General features: G+C 67.2%; 22 protein-coding genes. 16 read left to right on the top strand and 6 right to left on the bottom strand.

Annotation, left to right across the window (positions count from 1 at the left end):
* The coding region (locus tag A9975_RS27945; protein WP_304523946.1) for a type VI secretion IcmF C-terminal domain-containing protein at window positions 1-567 on the top strand (567 nt) is incomplete at its 5' end.
* Between the two features lie 252 nt (window positions 568-819).
* Complete coding sequence (locus tag A9975_RS27940) at window positions 820-2,418, top strand: EAL domain-containing protein (RefSeq protein WP_183035306.1); 1,599 nt, start codon at window positions 820-822, stop codon at window positions 2,416-2,418.
* Window positions 2,419-2,467: 49 nt separating this feature from the next.
* Here the strand turns inward: A9975_RS27940 and A9975_RS27935 are convergent, their stop codons facing one another.
* Entirely contained in the window at window positions 2,468-2,977 is a 510-nt protein-coding gene (locus tag A9975_RS27935; RefSeq protein WP_043356167.1) for an Lrp/AsnC family transcriptional regulator, read from the bottom strand.
* Window positions 2,978-3,200: 223 nt separating this feature from the next.
* On the opposite strand from A9975_RS27935, the gene A9975_RS27930 reads away from it, so the two are divergent.
* The 3 genes from A9975_RS27930 (at window position 3,201) to mdeB (ending at window position 8,082) form a co-directional block, all read left to right on the top strand.
* Complete coding sequence (locus A9975_RS27930; protein WP_183035305.1) at window positions 3,201-4,217, top strand: 1-aminocyclopropane-1-carboxylate deaminase; 1,017 nt, start codon at window positions 3,201-3,203, stop codon at window positions 4,215-4,217.
* 168 nt (window positions 4,218-4,385) lie between these two features.
* Window positions 4,386-5,348: a tripartite tricarboxylate transporter substrate binding protein gene (locus A9975_RS27925; RefSeq protein WP_183035445.1), complete on the top strand. Its 963-nt coding sequence runs from the start codon at window positions 4,386-4,388 to the stop codon at window positions 5,346-5,348.
* A gap of 31 nt (window positions 5,349-5,379) precedes the next feature.
* Entirely contained in the window at window positions 5,380-8,082 is a 2,703-nt protein-coding gene (gene mdeB, locus A9975_RS27920) for an alpha-ketoglutarate dehydrogenase (RefSeq protein ID WP_183035304.1), read from the top strand.
* Window positions 8,083-8,161: 79 nt separating this feature from the next.
* Here the strand turns inward: mdeB and A9975_RS27915 are convergent, their stop codons facing one another.
* Entirely contained in the window at window positions 8,162-9,064 is a 903-nt protein-coding gene (locus tag A9975_RS27915; RefSeq protein WP_183035303.1) for a LysR family transcriptional regulator, read from the bottom strand.
* A 131-nt stretch (window positions 9,065-9,195) separates the two neighbouring features.
* On the opposite strand from A9975_RS27915, the gene mdlC reads away from it, so the two are divergent.
* The 6 genes from mdlC to A9975_RS27890 all read left to right on the top strand — a co-directional run bounded on the left by mdlC (window position 9,196) and on the right by A9975_RS27890 (window position 15,969).
* Window positions 9,196-10,809 carry a benzoylformate decarboxylase gene (gene mdlC, locus A9975_RS27910; protein ID WP_183035302.1) on the top strand — a complete coding sequence of 538 codons (1,614 nt, stop codon included), beginning with the start codon at window positions 9,196-9,198 and terminating at the stop codon, window positions 10,807-10,809.
* 61 nt (window positions 10,810-10,870) lie between these two features.
* A complete protein-coding gene (locus tag A9975_RS27905; RefSeq protein ID WP_183035301.1) occupies window positions 10,871-12,322 on the top strand; it encodes an aldehyde dehydrogenase in 1,452 nt (483 codons plus the stop codon).
* A 71-nt stretch (window positions 12,323-12,393) separates the two neighbouring features.
* A complete protein-coding gene (locus A9975_RS27900) occupies window positions 12,394-13,347 on the top strand; it encodes a ketopantoate reductase family protein (protein WP_183035300.1) in 954 nt (317 codons plus the stop codon).
* Window positions 13,348-13,475: 128 nt separating this feature from the next.
* Window positions 13,476-13,607, top strand: a complete 132-nt coding sequence (locus A9975_RS38285; protein WP_255503466.1) for a hypothetical protein — start codon at window positions 13,476-13,478, stop codon at window positions 13,605-13,607.
* Window positions 13,604-14,986: an MFS transporter gene (locus A9975_RS27895; protein ID WP_183035299.1), complete on the top strand. Its 1,383-nt coding sequence runs from the start codon at window positions 13,604-13,606 to the stop codon at window positions 14,984-14,986. The genes A9975_RS38285 and A9975_RS27895 overlap by 4 nt, the downstream gene beginning before the upstream one ends.
* A gap of 194 nt (window positions 14,987-15,180) precedes the next feature.
* Window positions 15,181-15,969, top strand: a complete 789-nt coding sequence (locus tag A9975_RS27890) for an alpha/beta fold hydrolase (RefSeq protein ID WP_255503465.1) — start codon at window positions 15,181-15,183, stop codon at window positions 15,967-15,969.
* Here A9975_RS27890 and A9975_RS27885 read toward each other — a convergent pair.
* Window positions 15,935-16,507, bottom strand: coding sequence for a DUF934 domain-containing protein (locus A9975_RS27885; RefSeq protein ID WP_183035298.1), 573 nt, complete (start codon window positions 16,505-16,507; stop codon window positions 15,935-15,937). The two genes, A9975_RS27890 and A9975_RS27885, sit on opposite strands and share 35 nt — an antisense overlap.
* 10 nt (window positions 16,508-16,517) lie before the next feature.
* On the bottom strand, window positions 16,518-18,257 hold the full coding sequence (locus tag A9975_RS27880; RefSeq protein WP_183035297.1) for a nitrite/sulfite reductase: 1,740 nt from the start codon (window positions 18,255-18,257) through the stop codon (window positions 16,518-16,520).
* A gap of 276 nt (window positions 18,258-18,533) precedes the next feature.
* Here A9975_RS27880 and A9975_RS27875 point away from each other — a divergent pair, with 276 nt between their 5' ends.
* Window positions 18,534-18,752 (top strand): ribbon-helix-helix protein, CopG family, encoded by a 219-nt coding sequence (locus A9975_RS27875; RefSeq protein ID WP_183035296.1) that lies wholly within the window; start codon window positions 18,534-18,536, stop codon window positions 18,750-18,752.
* Window positions 18,746-19,114: a type II toxin-antitoxin system VapC family toxin gene (locus A9975_RS27870; RefSeq protein ID WP_183035295.1), complete on the top strand. Its 369-nt coding sequence runs from the start codon at window positions 18,746-18,748 to the stop codon at window positions 19,112-19,114. The genes A9975_RS27875 and A9975_RS27870 overlap by 7 nt, the downstream gene beginning before the upstream one ends.
* A gap of 69 nt (window positions 19,115-19,183) precedes the next feature.
* Here the strand turns inward: A9975_RS27870 and A9975_RS27865 are convergent, their stop codons facing one another.
* Window positions 19,184-20,176, bottom strand: a complete 993-nt coding sequence (locus tag A9975_RS27865) for an alpha/beta hydrolase (RefSeq protein ID WP_183035294.1) — start codon at window positions 20,174-20,176, stop codon at window positions 19,184-19,186.
* Between the two features lie 314 nt (window positions 20,177-20,490).
* On the opposite strand from A9975_RS27865, the gene A9975_RS27860 reads away from it, so the two are divergent.
* Both A9975_RS27860 and A9975_RS27855 read left to right on the top strand, forming a co-directional pair.
* Window positions 20,491-21,558, top strand: coding sequence for a maleylacetate reductase (locus tag A9975_RS27860; protein WP_183035293.1), 1,068 nt, complete (start codon window positions 20,491-20,493; stop codon window positions 21,556-21,558).
* 65 nt (window positions 21,559-21,623) lie between these two features.
* Window positions 21,624-22,502: an NAD(P)-dependent oxidoreductase gene (locus tag A9975_RS27855; RefSeq protein ID WP_183035292.1), complete on the top strand. Its 879-nt coding sequence runs from the start codon at window positions 21,624-21,626 to the stop codon at window positions 22,500-22,502.
* A 21-nt stretch (window positions 22,503-22,523) separates the two neighbouring features.
* Here A9975_RS27855 and A9975_RS27850 read toward each other — a convergent pair whose 3' ends face one another.
* The gene (locus A9975_RS27850) at window positions 22,524-23,438 is read right to left on the bottom strand and encodes a LysR family transcriptional regulator (RefSeq protein ID WP_183035291.1); all 915 of its coding nucleotides are present in this window, start codon (window positions 23,436-23,438) and stop codon (window positions 22,524-22,526) included.
* Window positions 23,439-23,649: 211 nt separating this feature from the next.
* Here A9975_RS27850 and A9975_RS27845 point away from each other — a divergent pair, with 211 nt between their 5' ends.
* Complete coding sequence (locus A9975_RS27845) at window positions 23,650-24,975, top strand: amidohydrolase family protein (protein ID WP_183035290.1); 1,326 nt, start codon at window positions 23,650-23,652, stop codon at window positions 24,973-24,975.
* Window positions 24,976-25,410 lie beyond the last annotated feature (435 nt).

Raw genomic sequence — 25,410 nt, 5'->3', positions numbered from 1 at the left:
CGCTTCGAGTTCAAGCCGATCCCCACCCCGGGCCTGACCGACACGCTGCTGACGCTCGATGGGCAGACGCTGCACTACTACAACCAGCGCGAGACGTGGCAGGCGCTGACGTGGCCGGGCAAGAACCTGCAGGACCCGGGTACCCGGCTGCAATGGCAGACCGAGCGCGCGGGCACCAGCAAGAGCTACGAGTTCGGCGGCCGCTGGGGTCTGGTGCGGATGCTGGAGCGGGCGCACATCGAACCGGTGGATAGCGCGAACTACCAGTTGACGTGGCACGCGAAGCCGGACGCGCTGGATGCGTCGGAAGCGCTGGAAGGGCCAGGCGCGCCGAAGGCCACTGCCGAGCGCCAGGCCGATGCGCACGGCCGGACCTTCGCCGAAGATCCCGACAGCCTGACCGCGCGCAGCGCCCAGGCGCCCGTTGCGGCGGACGTGACCTATCCGGTGCGCTACCTGATGCGTACCGAGGTCGGGCAGGGGCCGCTGGAGATGCTGGCGCTGCGGGGCTTTGTGCTGCCAACGCGGATCTTCGTGGGCCGGGAGCCGCAGGCGGCGGCCCGCTAGCGCCAGATAGGGTCGCCGGGATGATGCGCCGCACGCACGCCCCGGGCTGCCCTGGCAGCCAAGACCTCAATTTGCCGTCAGGCTGGCCGATATCCAGTGGGGGGAGTGGCGAAAAGGTCGCTACGCCTTGCAAGCGCCCGGTCAGGGAACAAACCTGACGGAACACGGCCCGGCACAGGTGTTGGCCGGGCCCGATCCATGGGTGCGCCGTTCGATAGGACACGATCCGGTTTTCCGGCGGTATCTGAGAGGATGAAAGTGGGAGACACGGACGATACCTGCGCAAGACTGGCAGCCGCGCTCGATGGCGGCTTGCTCCGGCCGGCATTCCAGCCATTGATCTGCTTCGAAACCGGCGCCATCGTCGGCTTCGAGGTGCTCGCCCGCTGGACGGACCCTGCAACGGGCCCGGTTTCCCCCGTCACCTTTATATCGATCGCGGAGTCGTGCGGGCTTATCGATCGCCTGACGTCCCATATCGTGCGCACTGCGTGCGGGGAGGCCGTGCGTTGGGGCCAGGGCTTTGTGCTGGCGTTCAACGTGTCTCCGGTGCAGTTGCGCGACAAGGCGGTCGTCGCGCTGATCGCGGACGCCGTCACGCAGACGGGATTCCCGCTGGAGCGCATACAGATCGAAATCACCGAGGGCGCCATGGAGACGGATGTGGAGCTCGCGCGTGCCATCATCGACGATCTGAAGGCGCTCGGCATCGGTATCGCGCTGGACGACTTCGGCACCGGCTATGCCAGCCTGACACGCCTGCATGCCCTGCCATTCGACGAGATCAAGATCGATGCCAGCTTTGTGCGCGGCATGGTCGACGACCAGGAGTGCCGCCGGATCGTGACGGCGATCGTGGGGCTGGGCCACAGCATCGGCATGCGTGTTGTCGCGGAAGGCGTGGAGCGCGAAGAGCATGCCACGATACTGCGCAAGCTGGGATGCGACATCGGCCAGGGATGGCTGTGGGCACGGGCGCTGCAACCGGAGTGGATTCCCGCGCTTATCCAGCGGCTTGGCTTGCGCGCGCCGCAGCCGCGGCCGTTGGACCGTTCGCCGTATCAACGCCTGCATCAGCTTGAGGCGCTCTATGTCGGCGCGCCCGTCGGCCTGTGCTTCCTGGACACGCGCTTGCGGCACGTGCATGTCAACGGGCGCTATGCGGAAATGTTCGGCACCCAGGCGGACGCCCTTGTCGGCGCCCAGCTCTGCGCGGCCTGCATGTCCGAAGCCGGCAGATCGGTCTGCTCGCTGGCGCATGCCGTGCTTGCCGTGGAGACGCGCTCTCCGATGGAGCGCGAGATTACGGCGAACGGCGAGGTCTACCTGGTGGTCGGCCAGCGCGTCAACGATGACATCGGGGACGTGATTGGCGTCTCCCTCGTTGCCATCGGCATTTCGGCGCGCAAACGGGCCGAGCTGGCCTTGCGGGAGAGCGAGGAGCATTTCCGCTGCTCGGTCGAGCTGAGCCCCCATATTGCGTGGGCGGCGGAACCCGATGGCACGCTGTGCTATATCAGCCCGAACTTCCGCGACAGCGCAGGGTGCGCCATGCAGGACCGCATCGACGCCTGGCGTGCCACGGTCCATCCTGACGACCAGTTGCGCATCCGGGCAGAGTGGCTTGCCTGGATCCCGAGCGGCCAGCCATTCGCGACCCGGTTCCGCATCCAGTGGCCGGACGGCAGCTGGCGCCACATGCTGAGCCGTGCCCAGCCGCATATCGATGCGAATGGCGCGATCGATCGCTGGTATGGCGTCGTCAGCGATATCAGCGCGCAAGCCGGCATGAAGCTGCGGATCGCAGATCTTGAGGACCAGGTTCGTGCCCTGATGGCGCCCGTGGCATAACAATCACTCGGGCCGGCTGCCATGGCGGCTGGATAGCATCGCAGCAGCTTCAGATCGGAAACTGCGTCGTCGACAGCACCTGCTTGAGCACCATGAACGAGCGTATCTGGCGGACTCCCGGCAGATACAGCAGTTGCTCCGCATGGAGGCGATTGAAGCTCTCGCTATCCTTGGTGCGCAGCATCATGAAGTAGTCGAACTCGCCCGTCACCACGTGGCACTCCATGCAGCCGGAGACCTGCTGGGCGGCCTTCTCGAACTCGGAGAAGGATTCCGGCGTGGACCGGTCCAGCACCACGCCGATCATCACCAGCATCCCCGCGTCCAGCGCGGCCGGGTTCAGCAGCGCCACGATCCCGCGAATCAGCCCGAGTTCCTTGAGCCGCTCCACGCGCCGCAGGCAGGCTGGCGGGCTCAGGCTGACTTTGGCTGCCAGCGCCACATTCGAGATGGACGCGTCGCGCTGGAGTGCGCGCAGGATGGCTTTATCGGTGCGATCCAATGCCTCGGAATGCGGCACGGGGTGCTCGGTTTTGGTGCGCAATTTTGTTTCGTCCATGATGCTTTGCAAAAAACAAAAGAGTAAAAACAAGTGCCATGAATTTTTTATAGTGCATAAATGGATTGATATTTGCAACCATGTTTCGTGCGTTTTTTTCTAGGATTGAGTCCGTCGCAGCATCAACGAAAGGTGGCGCCACATGCCAGTGTTCTTCGCCAGCCTTGATGCCTGGATCCCCGCTCTTCACCCGAGTCATCCAAGAAACCCAGGAGTTGCCAGCATGAATCTCAAACGCTTTCCCCGCCACCAGCTCACGTTCGGCCCCACGCCCATCCAGCCGCTGAAGCGCCTGAGCGCGCATCTCGGCGGCAAGGTCGACCTCTATGCCAAGCGTGAGGACTGCAACAGCGGCCTGGCGTTTGGCGGCAACAAGACGCGCAAGCTCGAATACATCATTCCGGACGCGCTCGCCCAGGGGTGCGACACGCTCGTGTCCATCGGCGGCATCCAGTCCAACCAGACGCGCCAGGTGGCTGCCGTGGCGGCGCATCTCGGCCTGAAGTGCGTGCTGGTGCAGGAGGACTGGGTGAACTACTCCGATGCCGTCTATGACCGCGTTGGCAATATCCAGATGTCTCGCATCATGGGCGCCGACGTGCGCCTGGTCAGCGATGGCTTCGATATCGGGATCCGCAAGAGCTGGGAAGAGGCCATGCAGAGCGTGCGCCAGGCGGGCGGCAAGCCCTACCCCATCCCGGCGGGGTGTTCCGAGCATCCGCTGGGCGGCCTGGGCTTTGTCGGTTTTGCGGAAGAAGTGCGCGCACAGGAAGCCGAGCTAGGCTTCAAGTTCGACTACGTCGTGGTCTGCTCGGTGACCGGCAGCACGCAGGCTGGCATGGTGGTCGGCTTCGCCGCCGATGGCCGGGCCAACCGTGTGATCGGCATCGACGCATCGGCCAAGCCGGCGCAGACCCGGGCGCAGATCCTGCGCATTGCCCGCAATACCGCGCATCTGGTCGACCTCGGCCGCGATATCACCGACGAAGACGTGGTGCTCGACACGCGCTACGGCGGGCCGGAGTATGGCTTGCCATCCGATGAGACGCTCGAAGCCATCCGGATGAGCGCCAAGCTCGAAGGCATGATGACCGACCCGGTGTACGAAGGGAAATCGATGCAGGGCATGATCGACCTGGTCCGCCGCGGCGAATTTCCGGAAGGCTCCAAGGTGCTCTACGCCCACCTGGGCGGCGCCCCGGCGTTGAGCGCATATAGCTTCCTGTTCCGGAACGGCTGATCCCGCGCGCTTGGTTGCCCCCTGATGCCGGTGGCGCAACGCCGGCATCAGGGCTCGCTTGTTCGGCAAAGCCCCTGTCTCGTTTTGCCCCCCATTGTTTGCTCCACGCTTGCCCCCGTCGCTCAATCACAGGAGTAGCGCATGAACGTCGTTTCACGAAGCGTTTCGATGACGGTGAAGGCGCTGTCGCTGTTGGGCATCGCCATGTGCGCCGCGCATGCGCAGCCCCAGGGATATCCCGCCAGGCCGGTCGTGCTGGTCGTGCCGTTTCCGCCGGGTGGGGCGGTGGACATCATGGGACGATTGGTTGGCAAGAAGCTGGGCGAGCGTCTCGGCCAGCCCGTGGTCATCGAGAACCGCGCGGGCGCCGGCACCATCGTTGGCGCCGGCTACGTGGCAAAGGCCGCGCCTGACGGCTATACGCTGTTCATCAGTTCCGGCTCGACCTTCACGGTCAACCCCGCCATCAACGCCAGCCTGCCCTACGATCCGGTGAAGAGCTTCGAGCCCATCGGCCTGGTCGCGCGCGTGCCCCTGATCCTGCTGGCGAATCGCGATGTCCCGGTGGACAACCTCAAGCAGATGATGGCGGCGGTGAAGGCCGCGCCGGGCAAATACGCCTATGGCTCGTTCGGCAATGGCACCACCGGCCACTTCGCGGGCGAGATGATCCTGGGCGCTACCGGCATGCAGCTCCAGCATATTCCCTACAAGGGCAGCGCCCCGGCCATTGCCGACCTGATCGGCGGGCAGATTCCGTTCTCGGTCGACACCATCGCGGCATCCCTGCCGCATATCAAGAGCGGCAAGATCAAGGTGATCGCGGTGGCGGGCGCCAGGCGCGCGACGCTGCTGCCGGAGGTGCCCACCGTCGCGGAATCCGGCTTCCCGGGCTTCGATGCGGATTCATGGGTGGCGATCGCGGCCCCGCGTGGCTTGCCGCCCGATGTCAAGTCACGGCTGGAGAAGGCCCTGGCGCAGACCATGAAGGACCACGAGATCCAGGAAAAACTGGTGGCCAACGGCCTGGAGCCCTCCTATGCAACGCCGGAACAGGTCAGCGCCATGATCGACAAGGACCTGCCGCGCATGCGGGCCATTGCCCAGAAGGCCGGTATCCAGGCAAATTGAGCCGGGCGGTTGCCGGCGGGAGCGTATCAAGATGGCATCTCGTGACCGATTCGGTTCCATCCTGGCGAGCGATCCGGTTGTGCAGGCGGATCCGCAGGAGTTGCAGGAGTGGTGCGACGCGCTCGACGGCGTGTTGTCGGCCTGGGGGCCGGAGCAGGGCAGGGAGCGCGCCTGCGCCATCCTGGATGCGTTGCTGGCGCATGCTGGCAAGCATCGGTTGCGGTGGCGGCCGGCACAGGTAACGCCGTACCTGAACACGATCCCGGTCGAAGCGCAACCGGCCTATCCGGGCGACCTGGCGATGGAGCAGCGCCTGTCGGCAATCCTGCGCTGGAATGCGCTCGCCATGGTGGTGCGCGCCAACCAGGCGCATGGCGAGCTTGGCGGCCACATCGCGAGCTATGCCTCGGCGGCGGATTTATTCGAGGTCGGCTACCAGCATTTCTTCCGCGGCCCCGGTGCCGCGCAAGGCGGGGATCTCGTTTTCTTCCAGCCCCATTCGGCGCCTGGCGTCTATGCGCGTGCCTTCCTGGAAGGCCGGCTGGACGAAGCATCGCTTTGCCATTACCGGCAAGAGATCGTTGCCGAAGGCAAGGGGATTCGCGGCCTGAGTTCTTACCCGCATCCCTACCTGATGCCGGATTTCTGGCAGTTCCCCACCGGCTCGATGGGCATCGGCCCGCTCAACGCCATCTACCAGGCGCGTTTCATGCGCTACCTGGAAAACCGGGGCTTGAAAGCGACCAGCGAGCGCAGGGTCTGGGGCTTCTTCGGCGATGGCGAGATGGACGAGCCGGAGTCGATCGCCGCGCTCACGCTGGCCGCCCGGGAAAAGCTGGATAACTGCACGTTCGTCATCAACTGCAATCTCCAGCGCCTGGACGGGCCGGTGCGCGGCAACGGGCGCATTGTCGATGAGCTCGAGGCCTTGTTCGCGGGGGCGGGATGGCATGTCGTCAAGTGCTTGTGGGGATCGGAGTGGGACGCGCTGCTGGCACGTGACCACGATCACGCCATCAGCCGCGCGTTCGCGCAGACCGTGGATGGCGAGTTCCAGACGCTCTCGGCCAATGACGGCGCGTTCAACCGCGAGAACTTCTTCAGCAAGACGCCGGCGCTGCGCTCGCTGGTGGCGCATCTCTCCAACGACGAGATCGACCGCCTGCGCCGGGGCGGGCACGATCCGGCGAAGATCTACGCGGCATTTGCCGAAGCCGCCAGGGGCAATGGGCGCCCCTGCGTGGTGCTGGCCAAGACCATGAAAGGCTACGGCATGGGCGCCATCGCGCAAGGCCGGATGACCACGCACCAGCAAAAGAAACTCGGCCCGATTGATCTGCTCGCGTTCAGGGACCGCTTCCAGCTGCCGCTGACCGATGAACAGGTGGCCCAGGCCGCGTTCTACCGCCCGGCGCAGGACAGCCCCGAGATTCGCTACCTGCAAGCCAGGCGCGCCGCCCTCGGCGGCTATCTGCCTGCGCGCCATCCCGGCGCCGAATCGTTGCCCGTGCCAGGGCTGGACAAGACCGCCGCGTTCGCCCTGCATGCCGATGGCAAGGCCATGAGCTCCACCATGGCCCTGGTGCGGTACCTGGGCGCCTTGCTCAAGGATCCCGTGCTGGGCCCGCGGATCGTCCCGATCGTCGCCGACGAAGCGCGGACGTTCGGCATGGCGAACCTGTTCCGCCAGGTCGGCATCTACGCGCCGTTCGGCCAGCTTTACCAGCCGGAGGATTCGGCTTCAATGCTGTCGTACCGGGAAGTCAAGGATGGCCAGATCCTGGAGGAGGGCATCACGGAAGCCGGCGCGCTGTCCTCGTGGACCGCGGCGGCCACCAGTTACGCCACGCACGGCACCACCATGCTGCCGTTCTATATCTACTACAGCATGTTCGGCTTCCAGCGCGTGGGCGATTTGATCTGGGCCGCGGCCGACCAGCGCGCACGCGGGTTCCTGATCGGCGCCACTTCGGGGCGAACCACCCTCGGGGGCGAGGGGCTGCAGCACCAGGACGGCACAAGCCACCTGGCGGCTTCGACCATTCCCAACTGCCGCGCCTACGATCCGGCCTTCGCGGGGGAGCTGGCAGTCATCGTCGACCACGGCATGCGGCGCATGGTCAGCGAACAGGCCGACGAGTTCTACTACGTCACCGTCACCAATGAAAGCGTCGAGAATCCGAGCCTGCCGGCCGAAGCGCACGAAGGCGTGGTGCGCGGCATGTACCTGCTGCGCCGTGGCGCGGCGTTCGAGCACCGCGTGCAGCTGTTCGGCAGCGGCGCCATCATGGGCGAAGTCCTGAAGGCAGCGCGCCAGCTCGAGCAGGTGCATGGCATTGCCGCCGATGTCTGGAGCGTGACCAGCTACATCGAGCTGGCGCGTGAAGGGGTGGAGCGCGAACGCCTGTGGCGCCATGGCGAGGTTCCGGCCATCGATAGCTGGTTCGGGCGGCAGCTCGGGGCGGGCAGCGGCCCGATTGTCGCGGCCACCGACTATGTGCGCGCGCTGCCGGAGTTGGTGCGCGCCTTTGTCCCGCCGGGGCGGCGCTATGTGACGCTGGGCACCGACGGCTTCGGGCGCAGCGATTCGCGGGCTGCGCTGCGGCGCTATTTCGAGGTCGATGCCGCGGCCATCGTCCAGGCCAGCCTGGCGGCGATGGCGGAGATCGTGGCCGATGAGATGGCTTGCGAAAGACGGCACCTTGCCGAGGTGATTTCCCTGGCGTCGATCTAGCTGGCGGCCGGTTGCCGGCACGCATGCCGGCAACCCTCATCACACCCCATCAAGCCCCATCAGGCCCCATCAGGCCCCATCAAGCCGCGGTCAGCTGGCGCAGCGCTTCCAGCAGCTTGACCGCGGGGCCGGGCAGGATGCCCTGGCGCCGCCGGAAGGCCGTCAGCGTACGCGTGCCGACCCCGCCGGGAATGTCCAGAATATCGATCACGCCGGCCTTGCGCTCGGCCTCGACCATCGGCTCGGCCATCCAGCTCAGAAAGCCGGATTGCGCGACCAGGCTCTTCAGCGCGGTCACCGAACGCGTCTCCACGACGATGTTCGGCAGGCCCAGCCCCTGCGCCGCAAACACCTGCCGCATGTGCTCGAACGGCCCGGTGCCCCGGGGCGGGATGGCCCATTGCTGCTCAAGGGTATCGGCCAGGGTCAGTGCCGGCTTGCGCCGCAGCGGGTGGCCCGGCGCTGCCACCACGTAGCTGCGGTCCTCCCACCGGCAGTCGGCAATGGCCACGATCTCGTCGGTGTCCGGCGCGCAGATGCTGAGCGCCAGGTCGATCTCATGCCGGATCAGGCTTTGCGCCAGCCGGTCCCACACGCCCTCCGTAATCTCCACGCGCAGGTTCGGCCACGCCTTGGTGACCCGGCCAACCGCCAGCGGCAGCACCAAGCTGGCGATGCTGCCCACCGCGCCCACCTTGATGGTGCCCTTGGCCAGGCCGCGCATGGCATCGATCTCTTCGCGCGCGTGCTCGGCCTCGCGCTGCAGCAGCGTGGCATGGGGGAGCAGGGCGCTGCCCACCGCGGTGAGCTGCATGCCCTTGGTGTGCCGCTCGAACAGCGGTGCGCCAAGCTCGTCCTCCAGCCGCTTGATGGTGCGGCTTAGTGCGGGCTGGGTCACGTGCAGCACGTCGGCGGCCCGGCCCAGGCTGCCGCTGGCGACGATGGTGGTGAAGGCCTTGAGCTGGCGCAGATCAAAAGTCATGCGCAAAAGTAATGCCTTTTGCCCGAGAAGGCAATATTCAATTAAGGGGTGGGCTCGCATACTTTGCGCACCAAGCACGCGCTGGCCTTGGGCCAGGCGTTCCACCGAATACATCGACGGGAGAGATTTGCATGACCGGTAGCACGACAACCGTGGCGGGCGCCGCGCGCAACGCAACCAGCACCGTGCGCGACGCCGTGATCGACCTGCTGCGCCAGCTTGGCATCACTTCGGTGTTTGCCAATCCCGGCTCGACCGAGTTGCCGATGTTCCGGGATTTCCCCGCTGACTTCCGCTATGTGCTCGGGCTGCAGGAGGCGGTGGTGGTGGGCATGGCCGATGGTTTTGCGCAGGCCAGCCGCAATGCATCGCTGGTCAACCTGCATTCGGCCGCTGGCGTGGGCAACGCCATGGGCAATATCTTCACCGCATTCAAGAACCGCACGCCGATGATCGTCACGGCGGGCCAGCAGGCGCGCTCGATCCTGCCGTTCGATCCCTTCCTGTCGTCTACCCAGGCCACCGAGCTGGCCAAGCCCTACGTCAAGTGGAGCATCGAGCCGGCGCGCGCCGCGGATGTGCCGCTGGCCATCGCACGCGCCTATTACGTGGCGATGCAGGAGCCGCGTGGCCCCGTGCTGGTCTCGATCCCGGTGGACGACTGGGACCAGCCGGCCGAACGGGTGGCCGCGCGTACCGTCAGCACCGAGGTGCGGCCCGATCCGGTGGCGATCGGGCGCGTTGGCGCCGCGCTCGATGCCTGCGAGCGGCCTGCCTTTGTCATCGGCGGCGCGGTCGATCGCGCCGGTGCGTGGGTCGACGTTGTGCGCCTGGCCGAGACGCACAATGCGCGCGTTTATGTGGCGCCCATGTCTGGTCGCTGCGGCTTCCCGGAAGACCATCGCCTGTTCGCCGGTTTTCTGCCCGCCATGCGCGAGAAGATCGTCGGCCTGCTGGGCGGGCACGACCTGATCCTGGTGCTGGGCGCGCCGGCCTTTACCTATCATGTGGAAGGCGCAGGCCCCCACGTGCCGCAGGGTGCCACGCTGTATCAGCTGATCGACGATCCCGCCATCGCCGCCTGGACGCCGGTGGGCGCATCGGTGGTGGGCAATATCCGGCTCGGCGTGCTTGACCTGCTGGCGCGGCCCGCGCCCAGGGCGCGCCCGCTGCCTGCTCCGCGCCAGCCGCGTGCGCGTGCCGAACCGACGCCGCTGATGTCCACCGCCTATGTGCTCCAGACCCTGGCCGAGGTGCGCGACGCCGCCGACATCGTGGTGGAAGAAGCGCCCAGCGCGCGTCCCGTCATGCAGGGCTACCTGCCGTTCACGCAAAGCGGCACCTTCTACACCATGGATAGCGGCGGCCTGGGCTACGGCATGCCCGCTGCCGTTGGCGTGGCGCTGGCGCGGCCGGGGGCACGCGTCATCGCGCTGATCGGCGACGGCTCCAGCATGTACTCGGTCCAGGCCATCTGGAGCGCGGTCCAGCTCAAGCTGCCGATCACCTTCGTGATCCTCAACAACGCGCGCTACGCCGCGCTGCAGGACTTCGCGCCGGAGTTTGGCTTTGCCCCGGCCGATCCGGTGCAGGGCACGGACCTGCCAGGGATCGATTTCGTGGCGCTGGCGCAAGGCATGGGCTGTGAAGGCGTGCGCGTGCGGGACGCTGCAAGGCTGCGCGATGCGTTAGCCGATGGGTTGCGCTCGCAGGTACCGACGCTGGTCGAAGTCGAGGTCGCCTGAGCCGCAGGCAAGCAAACCGCAGGCAAGCAAACCGCAGGCAAGCAAAACAAAGGAGACAAGAATGCAGAAGATTTCGATGCTGATCGACGGCGAACAACGCCAGGCCGGCAACGGCGCCACCTTCGAGCGCCGCAATCCCCTGGACGGCGAGGTAGCCACGCTTGCCCCGGCCGCGACAGTCGCCGATGCGCTGTCTGCGGTGGACGCCGCCGCGGCGGCCTTCGACGCCTGGGCCGCCATCGGCCCGAGCGAGCGCCGCGCGTTGCTGACCAAGGCCGCGCATGCGCTGGAAGCCCGCAGCGAAGCCTTTGCTGCCGCGATGGCCACCGAGACCGGCGCCTCCGCCATGTGGGCCGGCTTCAACGTGCACTTGGCCGCGGCCGGCCTGCTTGAAGCGGCCTGCCTGACCACGCAGATCCATGGCGAGGTCATTCCGTCGGACGTGCCGGGCAGCCTGGCCATGGGCGTGCGCCAGCCGGCCGGTGTGGTCCTCGGCATGGCGCCCTGGAACGCCCCGGTCATCCTGGCCGTGCGCGCCATCGCCTTGCCGCTGGCCTGCGGCAATACCGTCGTGCTGAAGGGTTCGGAGATCTGTCCGGCCACGCACGGCTTGATCATCGAAGCCATGCAGGAGGCCGGCCTGCCCAGGGGCGTGGTGAATTTCGTCACCAATGCGCCGGCCGATGCGGGCGAACTGGTGGAAGCCATGATCGCCCATCCGGCGATACGGCGCGTGAACTTCACCGGGTCCACGCGCGTGGGCAAGGTCATCGCCGCTAGCTGTGCCAGGCATTTGAAGCCGGTGGTGCTCGAGCTCGGCGGCAAGGCGCCGTTGCTGGTGCTGGACGATGCCGATATCGATGCCGCCGTCGCCGGCGCCGCCTTTGGCGCGTTTGCCAATTCCGGCCAGATCTGCATGTCGACCGAGCGCATCATCGTCGACAACAAGATCGCCGATGCCTTTGTCGCGCAATTGGCGGCCAAGGCCCGCGCGCTGCCGCTGGGCGATCCGCGCAAGGGGCCGGTGGTGCTGGGCTCCGTGGTCGACATGAGCACGGTTGCGCGCTGCAACTCGCTGATCGACGATGCCTTGGCCAAGGGCGCGACGCTGTTGTGCGGCGGCAAGGCGGACAGCACCCTGATGCCGGCCACGCTGCTCGATCACGTCACGCCGCGGATGCGGATCTACGCGGAAGAGTCGTTCGGTCCGGTCAAGCCCATCGTGCGCGTCAGCGGCGAGGCCGAGGCCATCGCCTGCGCCAACGACAACGAGTACGGGCTGTCGTCGGCCGTATTCAGCCGCGACGTGGCGCGGGCCATGAACGTGGCCAGGCGCATTCAATCCGGCATCTGCCATATCAATGGCCCGACGGTGCACGACGAGGCGCAGATGCCCTTTGGCGGCGTGAAGAGCAGCGGCTTTGGCCACTTTGGCGGGCAGGCCGGCATTGCCGAGTTCACTGACCTGCGCTGGGTCACCGTGCAGACGACGCCGCGCCACTACCCGTTCTAGGCCGCAGGCGGCCGGGTTGCCGCCACGCCCAGACAACACCATTCAACCAGCGCCGGATCGCGGCGACGCCTATGAACAGAATTGCAATTCTCGGGGCCGGGGCCATGGGCTCGCTGTTTGGCGCACGCCTTGCCCAAGCGGGCCATATCGTCACCCTGATCGATATCAACGACGCGCATCTCGACGCGATCCGCCGCTTCGGCCTGCGCCTGCAGACAGATGAGGCGGACCGGCGGATCCAAGGCATGCGGGCGGTGCGCCCGGAACAGGCGGATGCCATCCCCGATCTGCTGATCGTCTTCACCAAATCCATGCACACGCGCGCCGCGATGACGGGCGTGCGCCACCTGCTGGGGCCGGACACGGTTGTGCTGACATTGCAGAACGGCCTGGGCAGCGTCGATGCGATTTCCGGATTCGTGCCGGCGCAGCGGCTCCTGATTGGCGTCACCACTTGGCCGGCCGACCTGGCTGGCCCCGGGCACGTGCATTCGCACGGCGAGGGCGGGATCCGGATGATGAGCGCCGATGGCATGGACCGGCCCGCCGTGGCAGAGACGGTAGCGGCGCTGGAGCGCGCCGGGCTGCACTGCCGCGCCGATGCGGATGTGTGGGCCGCGATCTGGGAGAAGGTGGCATTCAACGCCGCGCTGAATCCCCTGTGCGCGGTCACTGGCAGCACCGTGGACCAGCTGGGCAACATCCCGGATGGCACGGCGCTCGCCTTGTCCGTGGTGGCAGAGGTGCTGGCCGTGGCCAGGAGTCAGGGCGTGGCTGTCGATGCGGACAAGGTCGGGGCCAACGTGTTGCACGCCATCGGCCATCACATCGGCCACAAGCCTTCCATGCTGCAGGACATCGTTGCCGCCCGGCGCACCGAGATCGATGCGATCAACGGCGCCGTGGTGGCCGCGGCGCGGCGCCACGGGGTGCCGGTGCCGTGCACGGAGAGCCTGCTGCAACTCGTCCGGCTGATCGAAGCCCGGGCGGCAAACGGCGGGCAGGGCGCCAGCCCGCTGCGCTAGCACTGAGCCACGGCACGCCGTGGCCCCAAGACGCAAGACGCAAGACGCAAGACGCAAGACGCAAGACGCAAGACGCAAGACAAAAAAGCGCTGGCCCCGGCCAAAGCGCCCATCGACAGGAGACACGCATGAATACGTATCTGTTCCGCGCCATTGCCGCGGGCCGCATTTCAACCGCGCGGCGCAAGCGCCGTCTGGCCATGATCCCGGCCGGCGCGGTGCAAGCGCCCGGCGCGCATCGCCATGGAGCGCAAGCATGAGCGCGAACCTGCGGCAAGCCGGCACGCCCGTCGACGTGGGCAGCGTGCTCGATGACGGCCCCTACACGACCATGCAGAAGATCGTCGTGATGCTGGCGGCGCTGTCCATCGTGATGGACGGCTTCGATGGCCAGTTGATCGGCTTCGCGATCCCCGTGCTGATCAAGGAGTGGGGCATCACCCGCAGCGCCTTCGCGCCCGCGGTGGCGGCCGGGCTGGTGGGCATGGGCATCGGCAGCGCGTGCGCGGGCCTGTTGGCGGACCGCTTCGGGCGCCGGTGGGCCGTGATCGGCAGCGTCTTCCTGTTCGGCGCGGCCACCTGCGCCATCGGCTTCGCCCCGGACACGACGACGATCGCCATGCTGCGCCTGATCGCCGGGCTTGGCATCGGCGGCGCTTTGCCAAGCTCCACCACCATGACGGCCGAGTTCACCCCGGCACGCAGCCGCACGCTGGCGGTGACGGCCACGATCGTCTGCGTGCCGCTGGGCGGCATGCTGGCCGGCCTGTTTGCCAGCGTGGTCCTGCCGGCCTATGGCTGGCGCGGCTTGTTCTTTATCGGCGGCGCCCTGCCGCTGGGACTGGGCGTGCTGCTGATGCTGGTCCTGCCCGAGTCGCCACGCTTCCTGGTGCGCCGAGCGCACCGGTGGGACGAACTGCGCCGGCTGCTCGGCCGCATGTCCAGGCCGCTGCCGGCTGACGCCGTCTTCACCGACCTGGCCGAGCGCGGCGCGGAAAGCCGCAAGGGCTTCGGCGCGCTGTTCGCGCCCGGGCAGGCGCGCGACACGCTGGCGATCTGGTGCGCATTCTTCATGTGCCTGCTGGCCGTCTACAGCGCCTTTAGTTGGCTGCCGACCATGCTGGCGTCGGAGGGGCTGGACGTGGCGGTCGCGGGTTCCGGCCTGACCGCCTACAACCTCGGCGGTGTCATCGGCGCGCTGTGCTGCGCGGTTGCCATCGCGCGTTTCGGCTCGCGCTGGCCGCTGGCGATCTGTTGCGCCGGCGGGGCGGCTAGCGCGCTGTTGCTGCAAGGCGTGGATGTTCGCCACAGTACGGGGTTGCTGATCGTTGGCCTGGGCGTGCACGGCATGTTCGTCAATGCGGTGCAGTCGACCATGTACGCGCTGTGTGCCTTCGTGTACCCCACGGCAGTGCGGGCCACCGGCACGGCATCGGCGCTGGCCTTTGGCCGCCTCGGGGCCATCCTCAGCGCTTTCGCGGGCGCGGCGGTGATCACCGCGGGCGGCGCGTCGTCCTACCTCGGCATGCTCGGCGCGGCGATGGCCGCCGTGCTGGTGGCGCTGCTTGCGGTCAAGGGGCATATCCCGAAGCTGGCGCGCGCGCCGGCCAGCGGTGACGCGGTCCTTGCACGCAGCTGAGGCCAGGGACGGACCCCCCGGAATTCGCTATGATCCTGGGTCGGAACCGTCTTTCGCGCGTCCGGCATCCCCAGGTGCGCCGAGGCAGATAGCCGCGCCCGGCGGCCAGACGGCGCGCACCTATGCCAATGACCCGGATCAACCTCAAAACGCCTGTCGCTTCAGCCCAACCCGAAGCGCAGGCGGCCGCCCTGTTGCAACAATCCGAACGGATCGTCACCGATGCCGATGGCTGCCGCATCGTCTGGCGCCGCTTTGGCGAGGGGCAACCCGTGGTCCTGCTGCACGGCGGGCATGGAAGCTGGCTGCACTGGGTGCGCAATATCGAGGCGCTGGCCGCGCACCGCACGGTGTGGGCGCCGGACATGCCGGGGTTTGGCGAGTCGGACGATATCGCCAGCGATCTCTCGGTGATGACCGGCACGCTTGTCAGGGGCATCAGGCAGTTGCCTGGCTGCGGCAAGGCGCTCAGCCTGGCCGGCTTCTCCTTTGGCGGGCTGGTGGCGGCCAATGTGGCCGCATCGCTCGGCACCGTGCGCCGGCTGGCACTGATGGGCTCAGGCGGCCATGGCGGCATCCGCCGCCAGCAGCGCGCGCTGCTGGACTGGCGCAAGGCCGGGGACGCCGAGGCCTTGGCGGTGGCCATGCGCTACAACCTGGAGGCGTTCATGCTGGCCGACCCGGCCAAGATCGATGCCATGGCCATGTACGCGCACACCGAGTCATGCCGCCTCACGCGCTTTCGCAGCAAGAACATCTCCCGCTCCGGCGACCTGCGCGGCGCGCTGGACCGCTTCGGCGGCGAGGTGCTGCTGGCCTGGGGCGAGCACGACGTCACGGCGGATCCTGTCCCGGCCATCGCGGCAATGACCCAGGACAACCCGCGCCGCGAAGGCCGCGTCATTGCCAGCGCGGGCCACTGGGTCCAGTACGAGGCCCACGAGCCAGTCAACGCACTGCTGGACGGCTGGTTGCCGAAATAGCCGGCGCCGCCGCCGCCGGGTACGTTTTCTGGTAGTGCACCGTGAACGTCCCTAGCGCCGCCAGCGCGGCCTGCGGGTCGTGGCTCGGCTTGACGGCGAAGGCATCGAAGCCGCAGCGCGCCATGTAGTGCACGGTATCGATCATCACGTCGCCCACCGCGCGCAGCTCGCCGCCCCAGCCATATTGCGTGCGCAGCAGCTGCGCCAGCGAATAGCCGCGCCCGTCCGTATAGACCGGGAAGTCGATCGCCAGGTGCGCGATGCCGGTGGCATCGATGGTGGCGGCGCCCGCCTCGAGCAGGTCTTCAGGGTCCGCATCCGGGCCCAGGTACACGGCCACCGGGTGGCGGCGCAGGCGCAGGGCATCGCGTGCTGCCCGCCATGTGGCAAGGGTGACCAGCCAGCCGTTTTCGTCCGGCGGCAGTGCGTGTGCTGCCGATGCCGATGCAGGAACCGGCGCGTTCTGGTCTGGCACGAAGGCGCGCCAGATGTCCGCTTCAAGCTGGCCGTTGCGAATCACATTGTTCAGCGGTGGCATTGATTGGTGATCAGGCACGGGCTTGCTCCGCCTGCTGCCGCCGCGCGACGATCCTCGGGTCCTGGTAGACCGCCTGCTTGAAGGGTTCCGGGCCAACCCGCTCCACCACGTCGATAAACCGCTCCGCCTCGCTGTCGCGCTGGGACAGGTAGGTATCGATCAGCAGCGCCACCACATCCGGGATTTCATCGCGCGCGAACGACGGGCCGATGATGCGGCCGATCGCCGCGCCGCCGCCCTTGTGCTGATCCAGCAGCGAGTGGCCGGCCGCGCCGTTCTGGCGCCCGCCGATGGTCACCTGGTACCACTCCTCGCCGGCCTTGTCCACGCCAAGGATGCCGATGTGGCCCACGTGGTGGTGCCCGCAGGAGTTGATGCAGCCGGAGATGTTCAGGTCCAGCTCGCCGATCTCGAACAGGTAGTCCAGGTCGTCGAAGCGGCGCTGGATGGCCTCGGCCAGCGGAATCGACACCGCGTTGGCCAGCGAGCAGAAATCCCCGCCGGGGCAGGCAATGATATTGGTGAGCAGGCCGATATTGGCGGTGGCCAGGTTCAGCGCGTCCAGCGCCTGCCAGAGCGCAAACAGCGCGCTCCGGCGCACGTCGGCCAGGATCAGGTTCTGCTCGTGCGAGACCCGCAGCTCGCCAAAGCCGAAGCGCTCCGCCAGGTCCGCCACCGCATCCATCTGGTCGGCGGTGATGTCGCCGGGCGGCATGCCGGTGGCCTTCAGCGAGACGGTCACGGCGGCGTAGCCGGGAACGCGATGCGCATGCACATTGCTGCGCAGCCAGCGGGCAAAGCGCGGATGCGCCGCCGCCAGTTCGGGATCCGGGCCGGCCTCGTGCGCCGCCGCGGGATCATGGTCCGGCATGGTGAAGCGGCCCGCCACGCCGGCCACGAAGTCCGCGCTGACCGTGTCCGGGCCGCCGCGGATCCGCTGCCATTGCTCGTCCACCTGTTGCGCGAACACGCCCGGCGTCAGGTCCTTGACCAGGATCTTGATGCGCGCCTTGTACTTGTTGTCGCGCCGGCCGTGCAGGTTGTAGACGCGCAGCGTGGCCTGCAGGTAGGTGAGCAAATCGGACCAGTGCACGAAGGCATTGATCAGCTTGCCGACCATGGGCGTGCGGCCCATGCCGCCGCCCACCCACACGCGAAAGCCAAGCTCGCCATCGCGCTCCACGGCCTGCAGGCCGATATCGTGCACGCCCACCGCTGCGCGGTCCGTGGTGGCGCCGCTCACCGCGATCTTGAACTTGCGCGGCAGGAAGGCAAACTCGGGATGCAGCATCGACCACTGGCGGATGATCTCGCACCACACCAGGGGGTTCACGATCTCATCCGGCGCCAGCCCGGCGAAGTGGTCGGTGGTGGTGTTGCGGATGCAATTGCCGCTGGTCTGGATGGCATGCATCTGCACGGTCGCCAGCTCCGCCAGGATAGCGGGCGCGTCCTCCAGGCGTGGCCAGTTGAACTGCATGTTCTGCCGCGTGCTGAAGTGCCCGTAGCCGCGGTCAAAGCGGCGCGCTATCTCGGCCAGCTTGCGCAGTTGCCGCGACACCAGCATGCCGTAGGGGATCGCCACGCGCAGCATGGGCGCATGCCGCTGGATGTAGAGGCCGTTCTGCAGCCGCAGCACGCGGAACTCGTCCTCGGTGAGCTGGCCGTTGAGAAACCGTTCGGTCTGGCCGCTGAACTGCGCAACGCGCTGGTCGACCAGTTGCTGGTCGACGGTGTCATACACATACATGAAGCACTTCCAGGTGTGCCGTGCGGGGAGGGGGAGTTCGCCCCGCCGGCGAGGGGCTTGTGGGTAGCCATGAGGCTAGCGCCCCTTGCGCGCGCCGAACAGGAGCAGACGGGGCCTGTTCGGGCCGGAGCAGATGCGTTGCCGGTCGCAAAGCCCTGCGCGCCAGCCCGGTTTCCAGCGCCACCGTGTTCCGGTCCGGTCCGCCGTGCTGGTGCCTTGTTGTTTTAAATCGAATGATATACGATGCGTATATCACATATCATTTGTGGGTTCATCATGAGTCGCATCCTGGTCGACCTTGCGGAAGACCAGCTCCAGGAGCTGGCAGCCATTGTCGAGGCAGAAAAGCGCCCTCGGGCGGTAGTCATTCGCGAGGCAATTCAAGCGTACATAGCGCAGCGCAAGCCTGGCCTGGCCTCTGACACCTTCGGGCTTTGGAAGCACCGCGAGGTGGATGGCCTTGCGTATCAGGAAAAGCTGCGGGAGGAGTGGTGAACGCGCTCTTCGACACCAACATCCTGATCGACCACTTGAACGGAATCGAAGAGGCCATGATCGAGATGCGCCGCTACGAGTCAAGGGCGATCAGTGTCATCACCTGGATGGCGGTGATGGCCGGCGCAACAGCTGAAGAAGAGCAGACATTGCGCGCTTGGCTCAATGGGTTCCGGCTGATTGCCGTCGATGATGCGGTTTCCTCCCGCGCAGTCCAGATCCGGAAAACCGCACGCATCAAGCTGCCTGACGCGATAATCTGGGCGTCAGCGCAAGCGCATTCCATGCTGCTGGTCACACGCAATACCAAGGACTTCTCGATCAGCGAGCCTGGTGTGCGGATTCCCTATCAACTCAAGTGAGCGAGAGCCGTGCGCTCACGGCGCAGCGCGAGCGATGGCATCCATCGCAGCCCGGCGCTGCCATGCCAGTCATTTCCCGGCCAAGCCATCCAGCCGCTCCACGGCCTGCACCGCTGCCGCGCGGGCGGCCGGTGACACCGTGAGCATGATGTGGCCGGTGCCGGGCACCAGCGTTACCGGAATATCCGGGCGGCCCGCGTCGGCGAACACTTGTGCAAACCTGGCGGCGACAAACACTTCATCGTCCTGCCCGGCCAATACCGCTGCCGGCTTGTGGATCTCGCGAATATCGCGCTGGTAGTCCTCATCGGGCTGGAAATTCGTCGCCAGCGCATAGGAATAGGTCGGCGTCAGTTCGGCGCGCGGTGCGTCGTTGATGGCAAAGGCCAGTACGGGCAAGTGGTTGAAGGCGGTGATGCCGATCCGGTTCAGCAGCGTGAGCGCGATCACGCGCGGCACGCCGACCGAGACCCAGCCGCCGGCGTCGGGGCGGAACGTGGGCGCGCGGCGGTTCGTATAGGGCGCCATGAACAGGTAGTTGTCAAACAGGGCCTGGCGCGCGCCGCCGGCCACGCGCAGCGCAAAGCCGCCGCCCGATGAAAATCCCACCAGCGTCTTCGGGCCGGCGGGCTGGACGGTGCTCACAAAGTCTTCCAGGTCGTCATCGAGCTGCCCGATGTAGGCAATATCGCCACGCGGGCCGGAGGCCCCGTGGCCGCGCATATCCAGGGCATAGGCCGTGAAGCCGGCCTGCGCGAAGTTTTGTGCAAGCGGATGCATGCTCTGGCTGTTGGCCGAGGAGCCGTGCACCAAGACCACGCTGCCCCGGCTGGGCAGACCGCTGGCGGGGGGATAGCGGCGGTAGGTGAGTTGCGCGCCGTCGCGTGCCGCGTAATGGGCGGGGGCCGGCAGCGCGGAGAAATCCACGTCCTTGAACGGATCGCTGATGCTCAGCATCGGCTTTGGCCGGGTCGGGCCGCCGGCGGCCAGCGCCGCGGCAAGGGCCACGAGCACCACGGCGAGTATGGCGGAGACGGCGAGCGTGGCGGTTCGAAGTTTCACGGTATTCGCTTTGCGCAAGGGTGGAATGGCAGAAGGGACCGCGCTGGCAGGACAGAATCGAAAAGTGCGCTAGTCCAGCCCGGAAGCTAGCACCGAATCCGGCGCCGCGCGACATCCGTTAGTAAAAGGCGTGAATTCTTCCGCCTGCGTCAAGAGTGTTTTCCCATCCCGGCATTTCTTTCCGCCCGGCGGAAGGCTAACGTCCATTGGCGCGTCCGCTGGCTGTGGTTCATGGCTGCGCAAGGCCACAAGCGCCGGGCAAGACACACGACAAGCGGGCATAGAACCTGATCCTTGCGGAGGAAGACAAAGCCATGCCAACGTCATTTTTATACGTGGCCCAGCCCACGCGCGTGCTGTTTGGCGCGGGCACCCTGAGCCAGGTGGGGCCGGAACTGGAGCGGCTGGGCGCCAGGCGGGCGCTGGTGCTGTGCACGCCCAACCAGGCCGAAGACGCAACGCGGCTGTCCGACGCGCTCGGGCCGTTGTCCGCCGGCATCTATCCTGGCGCCGTGATGCACGTGCCGGTGGAATCCGCCCGCGCGGCGATTGCGCACGCGCAGGAAGTGGGCGCGGATTGCATGATCGCCCTTGGCGGCGGGTCGACCACCGGGCTGGGCAAAGCCATCGCGCTGACCTCCGGCCTGCCGATCCTGGCGATTCCCACCACCTACGCCGGGTCCGAGATGACGCCGATCTATGGCCTCACCGACGCCGGCCTGAAGAAAACCGGCCGCGACCCGCGCGTGCTGCCGCGCACCGTGATCTACGATCCCGTGCTGACCGTGGGCCTGCCGGTGGCCTTGAGCGTGACCAGCGGCCTGAACGCCATCGCCCACGCCGCCGAGGGGCTGTACGCCGAGGATGCCAACCCGGTGACGTCGCTGATGGCCGAGGAGGGCATCCGGGCGCTGGCCCGCGGCATTCCCCGCGTGTTCGCTGCGCCCACCGACCTGGATGCCCGCGCCGATTGCCTCTACGGTGCATGGCTGTGCGGCACGGTGCTGGGCAGCGTCGGCATGGCGCTGCACCACAAGCTGTGCCATACGCTGGGCGGCAGTTTCAACCTGCCCCATGCCGAGACGCACACGGCGGTGCTGCCGCACGCCATGGCCTATAACGCCTTGGCCGCGCCCGATGCCATGGCGCGGATCCGCCGGGCCATGGGCGGGGAGGGCATCTCCGCCGCCGCCGCGCTTTACGACCTGGCCGCCCGCCATGGCGCGGCCACGGCGCTGCGCGATATCGGCATGAAGGCCGAGGACCTGGACCGCGCCGCGGATATCGCCTTGGCCAACCCGTACTGGAATCCGCGCCCGATCGAGCGCGCGCCGATTCGCGAATTGCTGCAGGCCGCCTTTGAAGGCGTGCGCCCGGACTGAGCGGGCCAGCAAACACACCACACACGACGCACAACGCATAGCGCATAGCGCACCGGAGACAAACAATGCAGATCGGCTTTATCGGAATTGGCAAGATGGGCTTGCCCATGGGGCGTCACCTGGCCGCGGCCGGGCACGCGGTCGAAGGCTTCGACCTGTCACCCGCCGTGCTGGAAGCCGCGCGCCAGGCCGGGTTGAAGACGGCCGGCTCGCTCGCGCAGGCAACCGCCGGCAAGAACGTTGTGTTCAGCTCGCTGCCGCACGATGCGGCCTTCGAGGCCGTGGGCGCGCAAGTGGCTGAGCTGGCCGCGCCGGGCACGCTGTATATCGATACCAGCACGGTGTCGCCGCAAGCGTCCGCTCGCGTGGCCGCCGTGCTGGCGCAGCGCAACATCCCGTACCTGCGCGTGACGGTATCCGGCAACAACAAGATGGCCGAGGCGGCGCAGCTGACCTCGCTGGTATCCGGCCCGGCGGCCGCCTATGCGGCGGCAAAGCCGCTGCTGGCCGCGCTCGGGCCGGCCCAGTTCTACCTGGGCGAAGCCGAGCAAGCGCGCCTGATGAAGCTGGTGGTGAACCTGATGATCGGCCTGACCTCCGGCATGCTGGCCGAAGCGCTGGCACTCGGCGCCAAGGGTGGCCTCAAGTGGCAGGACATGTGGTCTGTCATCACCGCCAGCGCGGTGGCCGCGCCCATCGTCAAGGCCAAGTCGGCGCAGCTGGTCGAGAACGACTACACGCCCACCTTCACCGTGGACCAGATGCTCAAGGACGTGGGACTGATCCTGGATGCGGGCGCCGACCTGCGCGTGCCGCTGTCGCTCACCGCGCTGCTGGGCCAGATGCTGCAGGGCGCCGCCGCGCAGGGCATGGCCGGCGACGATTACGCCGCGGTGATCAAGTCCACGCGGCTCGCCGCCGGGCTGCCCAGCGTCAATGGCTAGGCAGGGCGCTTAAGCGCACCGTCACGACGTCCACTTGCGCTCGTAGTCCATGCGCTCGAAGTGCGCCACCAGGTAGTCGATGAACAGGCGCACCTTGGCGGCCAGGTAGCGCCGGCTCTGGAAGGCGATGTTGATGGTGAGCCGGGGCAGGTCCCAGTCGTCCAGCACCGGGATCAGCCGGCCCGCCACGATATCGTCGTAGACGATGTACTTGGGCTGCACCAGGATGCCCAGGCCTTCCAGCGCGGCCGCGCGGATCACCTGGCCGTCGTTGGACTCCAGCTTGCTGCGCACCGTGATCGTTTTCTCCTCTGCATTGCGGGTAAAGGCCAGCTCGTGCGGCCGGTTGGCGTACGAGTAGATCAGCATGTGGTGGCGCAGCAGGTCGTCGACGTTGCGCGGCGTGCCCATGCGGTCCAGGTAGCGTGGCGAGGCGGCCAGGATGCGGCGCGTCTCGGCCAGCCGGCGCACGGTCAGGCCGGAGTCCGGCTCGAACTCCCGCGTGCGGATGGCCAGGTCGATGCCACTGTCCATGATGTCGTAGTAGCGGTTGGCCGCAAGGATGTTCACGTCCACCTTGGGATAGAGGCTGGTGAAATCCGGCAGCAGCGGCGCGAGGTGCTTCATGGAAAACGACAGCGATGCGGTGACCGTCAGCGTGCCGCCCGGCTCCAGCACATTGGCGTTGACCGCGGCTTCCGCCTCCTTCATTTCCGTCAGCACGCCCTTGCAGCGCCGGAAAAACTCGTGCCCCACATCGGTCAGGTAAAGACGGCGCGTGTTGCGCTCGATCAGCCGCGCCGATAGCCGCTGCTCCAGCGAGGTGAGGTAGCGGCTTGCCGCCGCGTTGGAAATGTCCAGGCGCTCGGCGGCCTTGCTGATGCTGCCCAGCTCCGCGATCTGGACGAAGAGTTCGAATTCGGTCCAACGGTCCATGCCTTGTCTCCCCGTGTGTCCCTTGGTCCGCCGCGCGAGCCGTTTTGATTCTCTCGCCTGGCGGAAAGAAGATTTCCTTATCCGTCGTTTTTTTCCATTTGCCGGCAGTATAGAGTTTGTTCCAGCGCCTGTCAGGCAGGACAGGATGCCTGCAAAACCCAGAGCGGCGCGCCGGCCACAGGCAGCGCCGCCAGGCAACGGAGACACACCCATGATCCTGGTACGCGGGGCCACTCTGGTCACCATGGAACCCGCCCTCGGCGAGTTCACCGGCGATCTGCTGATCGACGGCGAGCGCATCGCCGCCATCGCACCGCATCTCGAAGCGCACGGCGCCGAGCTGATCGACGCGCGCGGCTTCATCGTCGCCCCAGGCTTTGTCAACGCGCATATGCACACCTGGCAGACCGCGCTGCGCGGCGTTGCCTCGGGCTGGACGCTGACCGAGTATTTCCGGCAGATGCATGCCGGGCTGGCCACGCGCTTCACGCCCGATGACATCGGCATCGCCACGCTCGTCGGCGCCTGGAACCAGCTCGATTGCGGTACCACCACGCTGGTGGACTGGTGCCACAACAATCCCACGCCGGCGCACAGCGATGCCGCGCTGGACGCGCTGGAGCATGCCGGCATCCGCGCCGCGTTCCTGCACGGCTCACCCAAGCCAGACCCCAAGCCCGGCGCGCTGCCGTTCTGGGAAATGCCGCACCCGCGCGGCGAGGTGGAACGCCTGTCCAGGCGGCTGCAAGGCTCATCCCTGCTCAGCCTCGGCCTGGCCATCCTCGGCCCGCATTACTCGACGCTGGAAGTGGCGCTGCACGATTTTGCGCTGGCACGGGAATTTGGCCTGCTGGCCAGCATGCACCAGGGCGGCGGCAGCGCCCGCACGCCGCAGGGGTGGGAGCGGCTGGAGCAGGCCGGGCTGCTTGGCCCCCATATCAACATCGTGCACGGCAACAACCTCACCGACGCGCAGCTGGCGCGCTTCGTCGGGCTGGGCATGAGCTTCTCCGTCACGCCGGAGAACGAACTGACGCAGGGCCATGGCTTCCCCATCACGGGCCGGCTGACGCGCCTGGGCGCCGCGCCGTCGCTCGGCGTGGACCTGGAATCGGGTTTGTCCGGCGAGATGTTCATCGCCGCGCGCATGGCGCTGGGCATCCAGCGCGCGCTGGACCATGCCGGGTACCGCCAGCAGCACGGCGAGATCGCTCCCGCGCACGCGGTGAGCTGCCGCGATGCGCTGGACTGGATCACGCTGGCCGGCGCGCGGATGCTCGGCATGCAAGACCGCATCGGCTCGCTGGCCGTGGGCAAGCAGGCCGACCTGGTGATGATCGACGCCCGCAAGCTCAACATGATGCCGCTGCACGACCCGGTGAGCGCCATCGTGATGCAGGCCAGCCTGGCCAATATCGACAGCGTGTTCGTGGCAGGCAAGGCGCGCAAGCGCCACGGCCGGCTGCTGGTGGACGGGCTGCCGGGCAAGCTTGAAGCGCTGCGCGCGTCGGGCGAACGCCTGGCGGCGGGGCAGTGAGCGCAAGCGATGTCGCGCAGGCAAAAGGAAGGGCGGTGGCAGCGGCAAACACGGTCACTTCGAGTGACCGCCCGCCCTCTCCCCCGGCGCCCACAAGTGGGAGAGGGGAGCCAACCAGCGGCAAGATCAACCACTGTGGTAGCCGTGTTTCCCGCCCGAAGGGGCGGGAAACACCCACGGCGATGCGAAGCGAGCCGTGGAGGTTCACCCAGGCCGTATGGGGCGCCCTGGGGTGTCGCCCCATCCGGCGCGCCTTCTTTGCCTACTTTCTTGGCAAGACAAGAAAGTAGGTCGCCGCCCCGCAGGGGCGGTGAAAATGCAGTTGCCTTTGCCGTCATCAACGTGCCACCAGCGCCAGGAAGCCACCAACGATACCAACGATACCAACGATAAGAAGGAGACCACATGCATCGACAACCCGCCCCGCACGGCATC

It is taken from the genome of Cupriavidus sp. UME77 (genome assembly GCF_014170355.1).
Classification (GTDB): domain Bacteria; phylum Pseudomonadota; class Gammaproteobacteria; order Burkholderiales; family Burkholderiaceae; genus Cupriavidus; species Cupriavidus basilensis.
The sequence above is the reverse complement of the archived record's forward strand: the minus strand, read 5'-3'. Positions and strand labels throughout refer to the sequence as shown.

Coding starts and splice junctions, on each gene's coding strand:
- mdlC (WP_183035302.1), top strand. CDS start 9,196: ATGACCGGTAGCACGACAACCGTGGCGGGCGCCGCGCGCAACGCAACC.
- A9975_RS38285 (WP_255503466.1), top strand. CDS start 13,476: ATGAATACGTATCTGTTCCGCGCCATTGCCGCGGGCCGCATTTCAACC.
- A9975_RS27935 (WP_043356167.1), bottom strand. CDS start 2,977: ATGGACGAAACAAAATTGCGCACCAAAACCGAGCACCCCGTGCCGCAT.
- A9975_RS27845 (WP_183035290.1), top strand. CDS start 23,650: ATGATCCTGGTACGCGGGGCCACTCTGGTCACCATGGAACCCGCCCTC.
- A9975_RS27860 (WP_183035293.1), top strand. CDS start 20,491: ATGCCAACGTCATTTTTATACGTGGCCCAGCCCACGCGCGTGCTGTTT.
- A9975_RS27925 (WP_183035445.1), top strand. CDS start 4,386: ATGACGGTGAAGGCGCTGTCGCTGTTGGGCATCGCCATGTGCGCCGCG.
- A9975_RS27855 (WP_183035292.1), top strand. CDS start 21,624: ATGCAGATCGGCTTTATCGGAATTGGCAAGATGGGCTTGCCCATGGGG.
- A9975_RS27905 (WP_183035301.1), top strand. CDS start 10,871: ATGCAGAAGATTTCGATGCTGATCGACGGCGAACAACGCCAGGCCGGC.
- A9975_RS27875 (WP_183035296.1), top strand. CDS start 18,534: ATGAGTCGCATCCTGGTCGACCTTGCGGAAGACCAGCTCCAGGAGCTG.
- mdeB (WP_183035304.1), top strand. CDS start 5,380: ATGGCATCTCGTGACCGATTCGGTTCCATCCTGGCGAGCGATCCGGTT.
- A9975_RS27850 (WP_183035291.1), bottom strand. CDS start 23,438: ATGGACCGTTGGACCGAATTCGAACTCTTCGTCCAGATCGCGGAGCTG.
- A9975_RS27885 (WP_183035298.1), bottom strand. CDS start 16,507: ATGCCACCGCTGAACAATGTGATTCGCAACGGCCAGCTTGAAGCGGAC.
- A9975_RS27930 (WP_183035305.1), top strand. CDS start 3,201: ATGAATCTCAAACGCTTTCCCCGCCACCAGCTCACGTTCGGCCCCACG.
- A9975_RS27900 (WP_183035300.1), top strand. CDS start 12,394: ATGAACAGAATTGCAATTCTCGGGGCCGGGGCCATGGGCTCGCTGTTT.
- A9975_RS27880 (WP_183035297.1), bottom strand. CDS start 18,257: ATGTATGTGTATGACACCGTCGACCAGCAACTGGTCGACCAGCGCGTT.
- A9975_RS27895 (WP_183035299.1), top strand. CDS start 13,604: ATGAGCGCGAACCTGCGGCAAGCCGGCACGCCCGTCGACGTGGGCAGC.
- A9975_RS27915 (WP_183035303.1), bottom strand. CDS start 9,064: ATGACTTTTGATCTGCGCCAGCTCAAGGCCTTCACCACCATCGTCGCC.
- A9975_RS27940 (WP_183035306.1), top strand. CDS start 820: ATGAAAGTGGGAGACACGGACGATACCTGCGCAAGACTGGCAGCCGCG.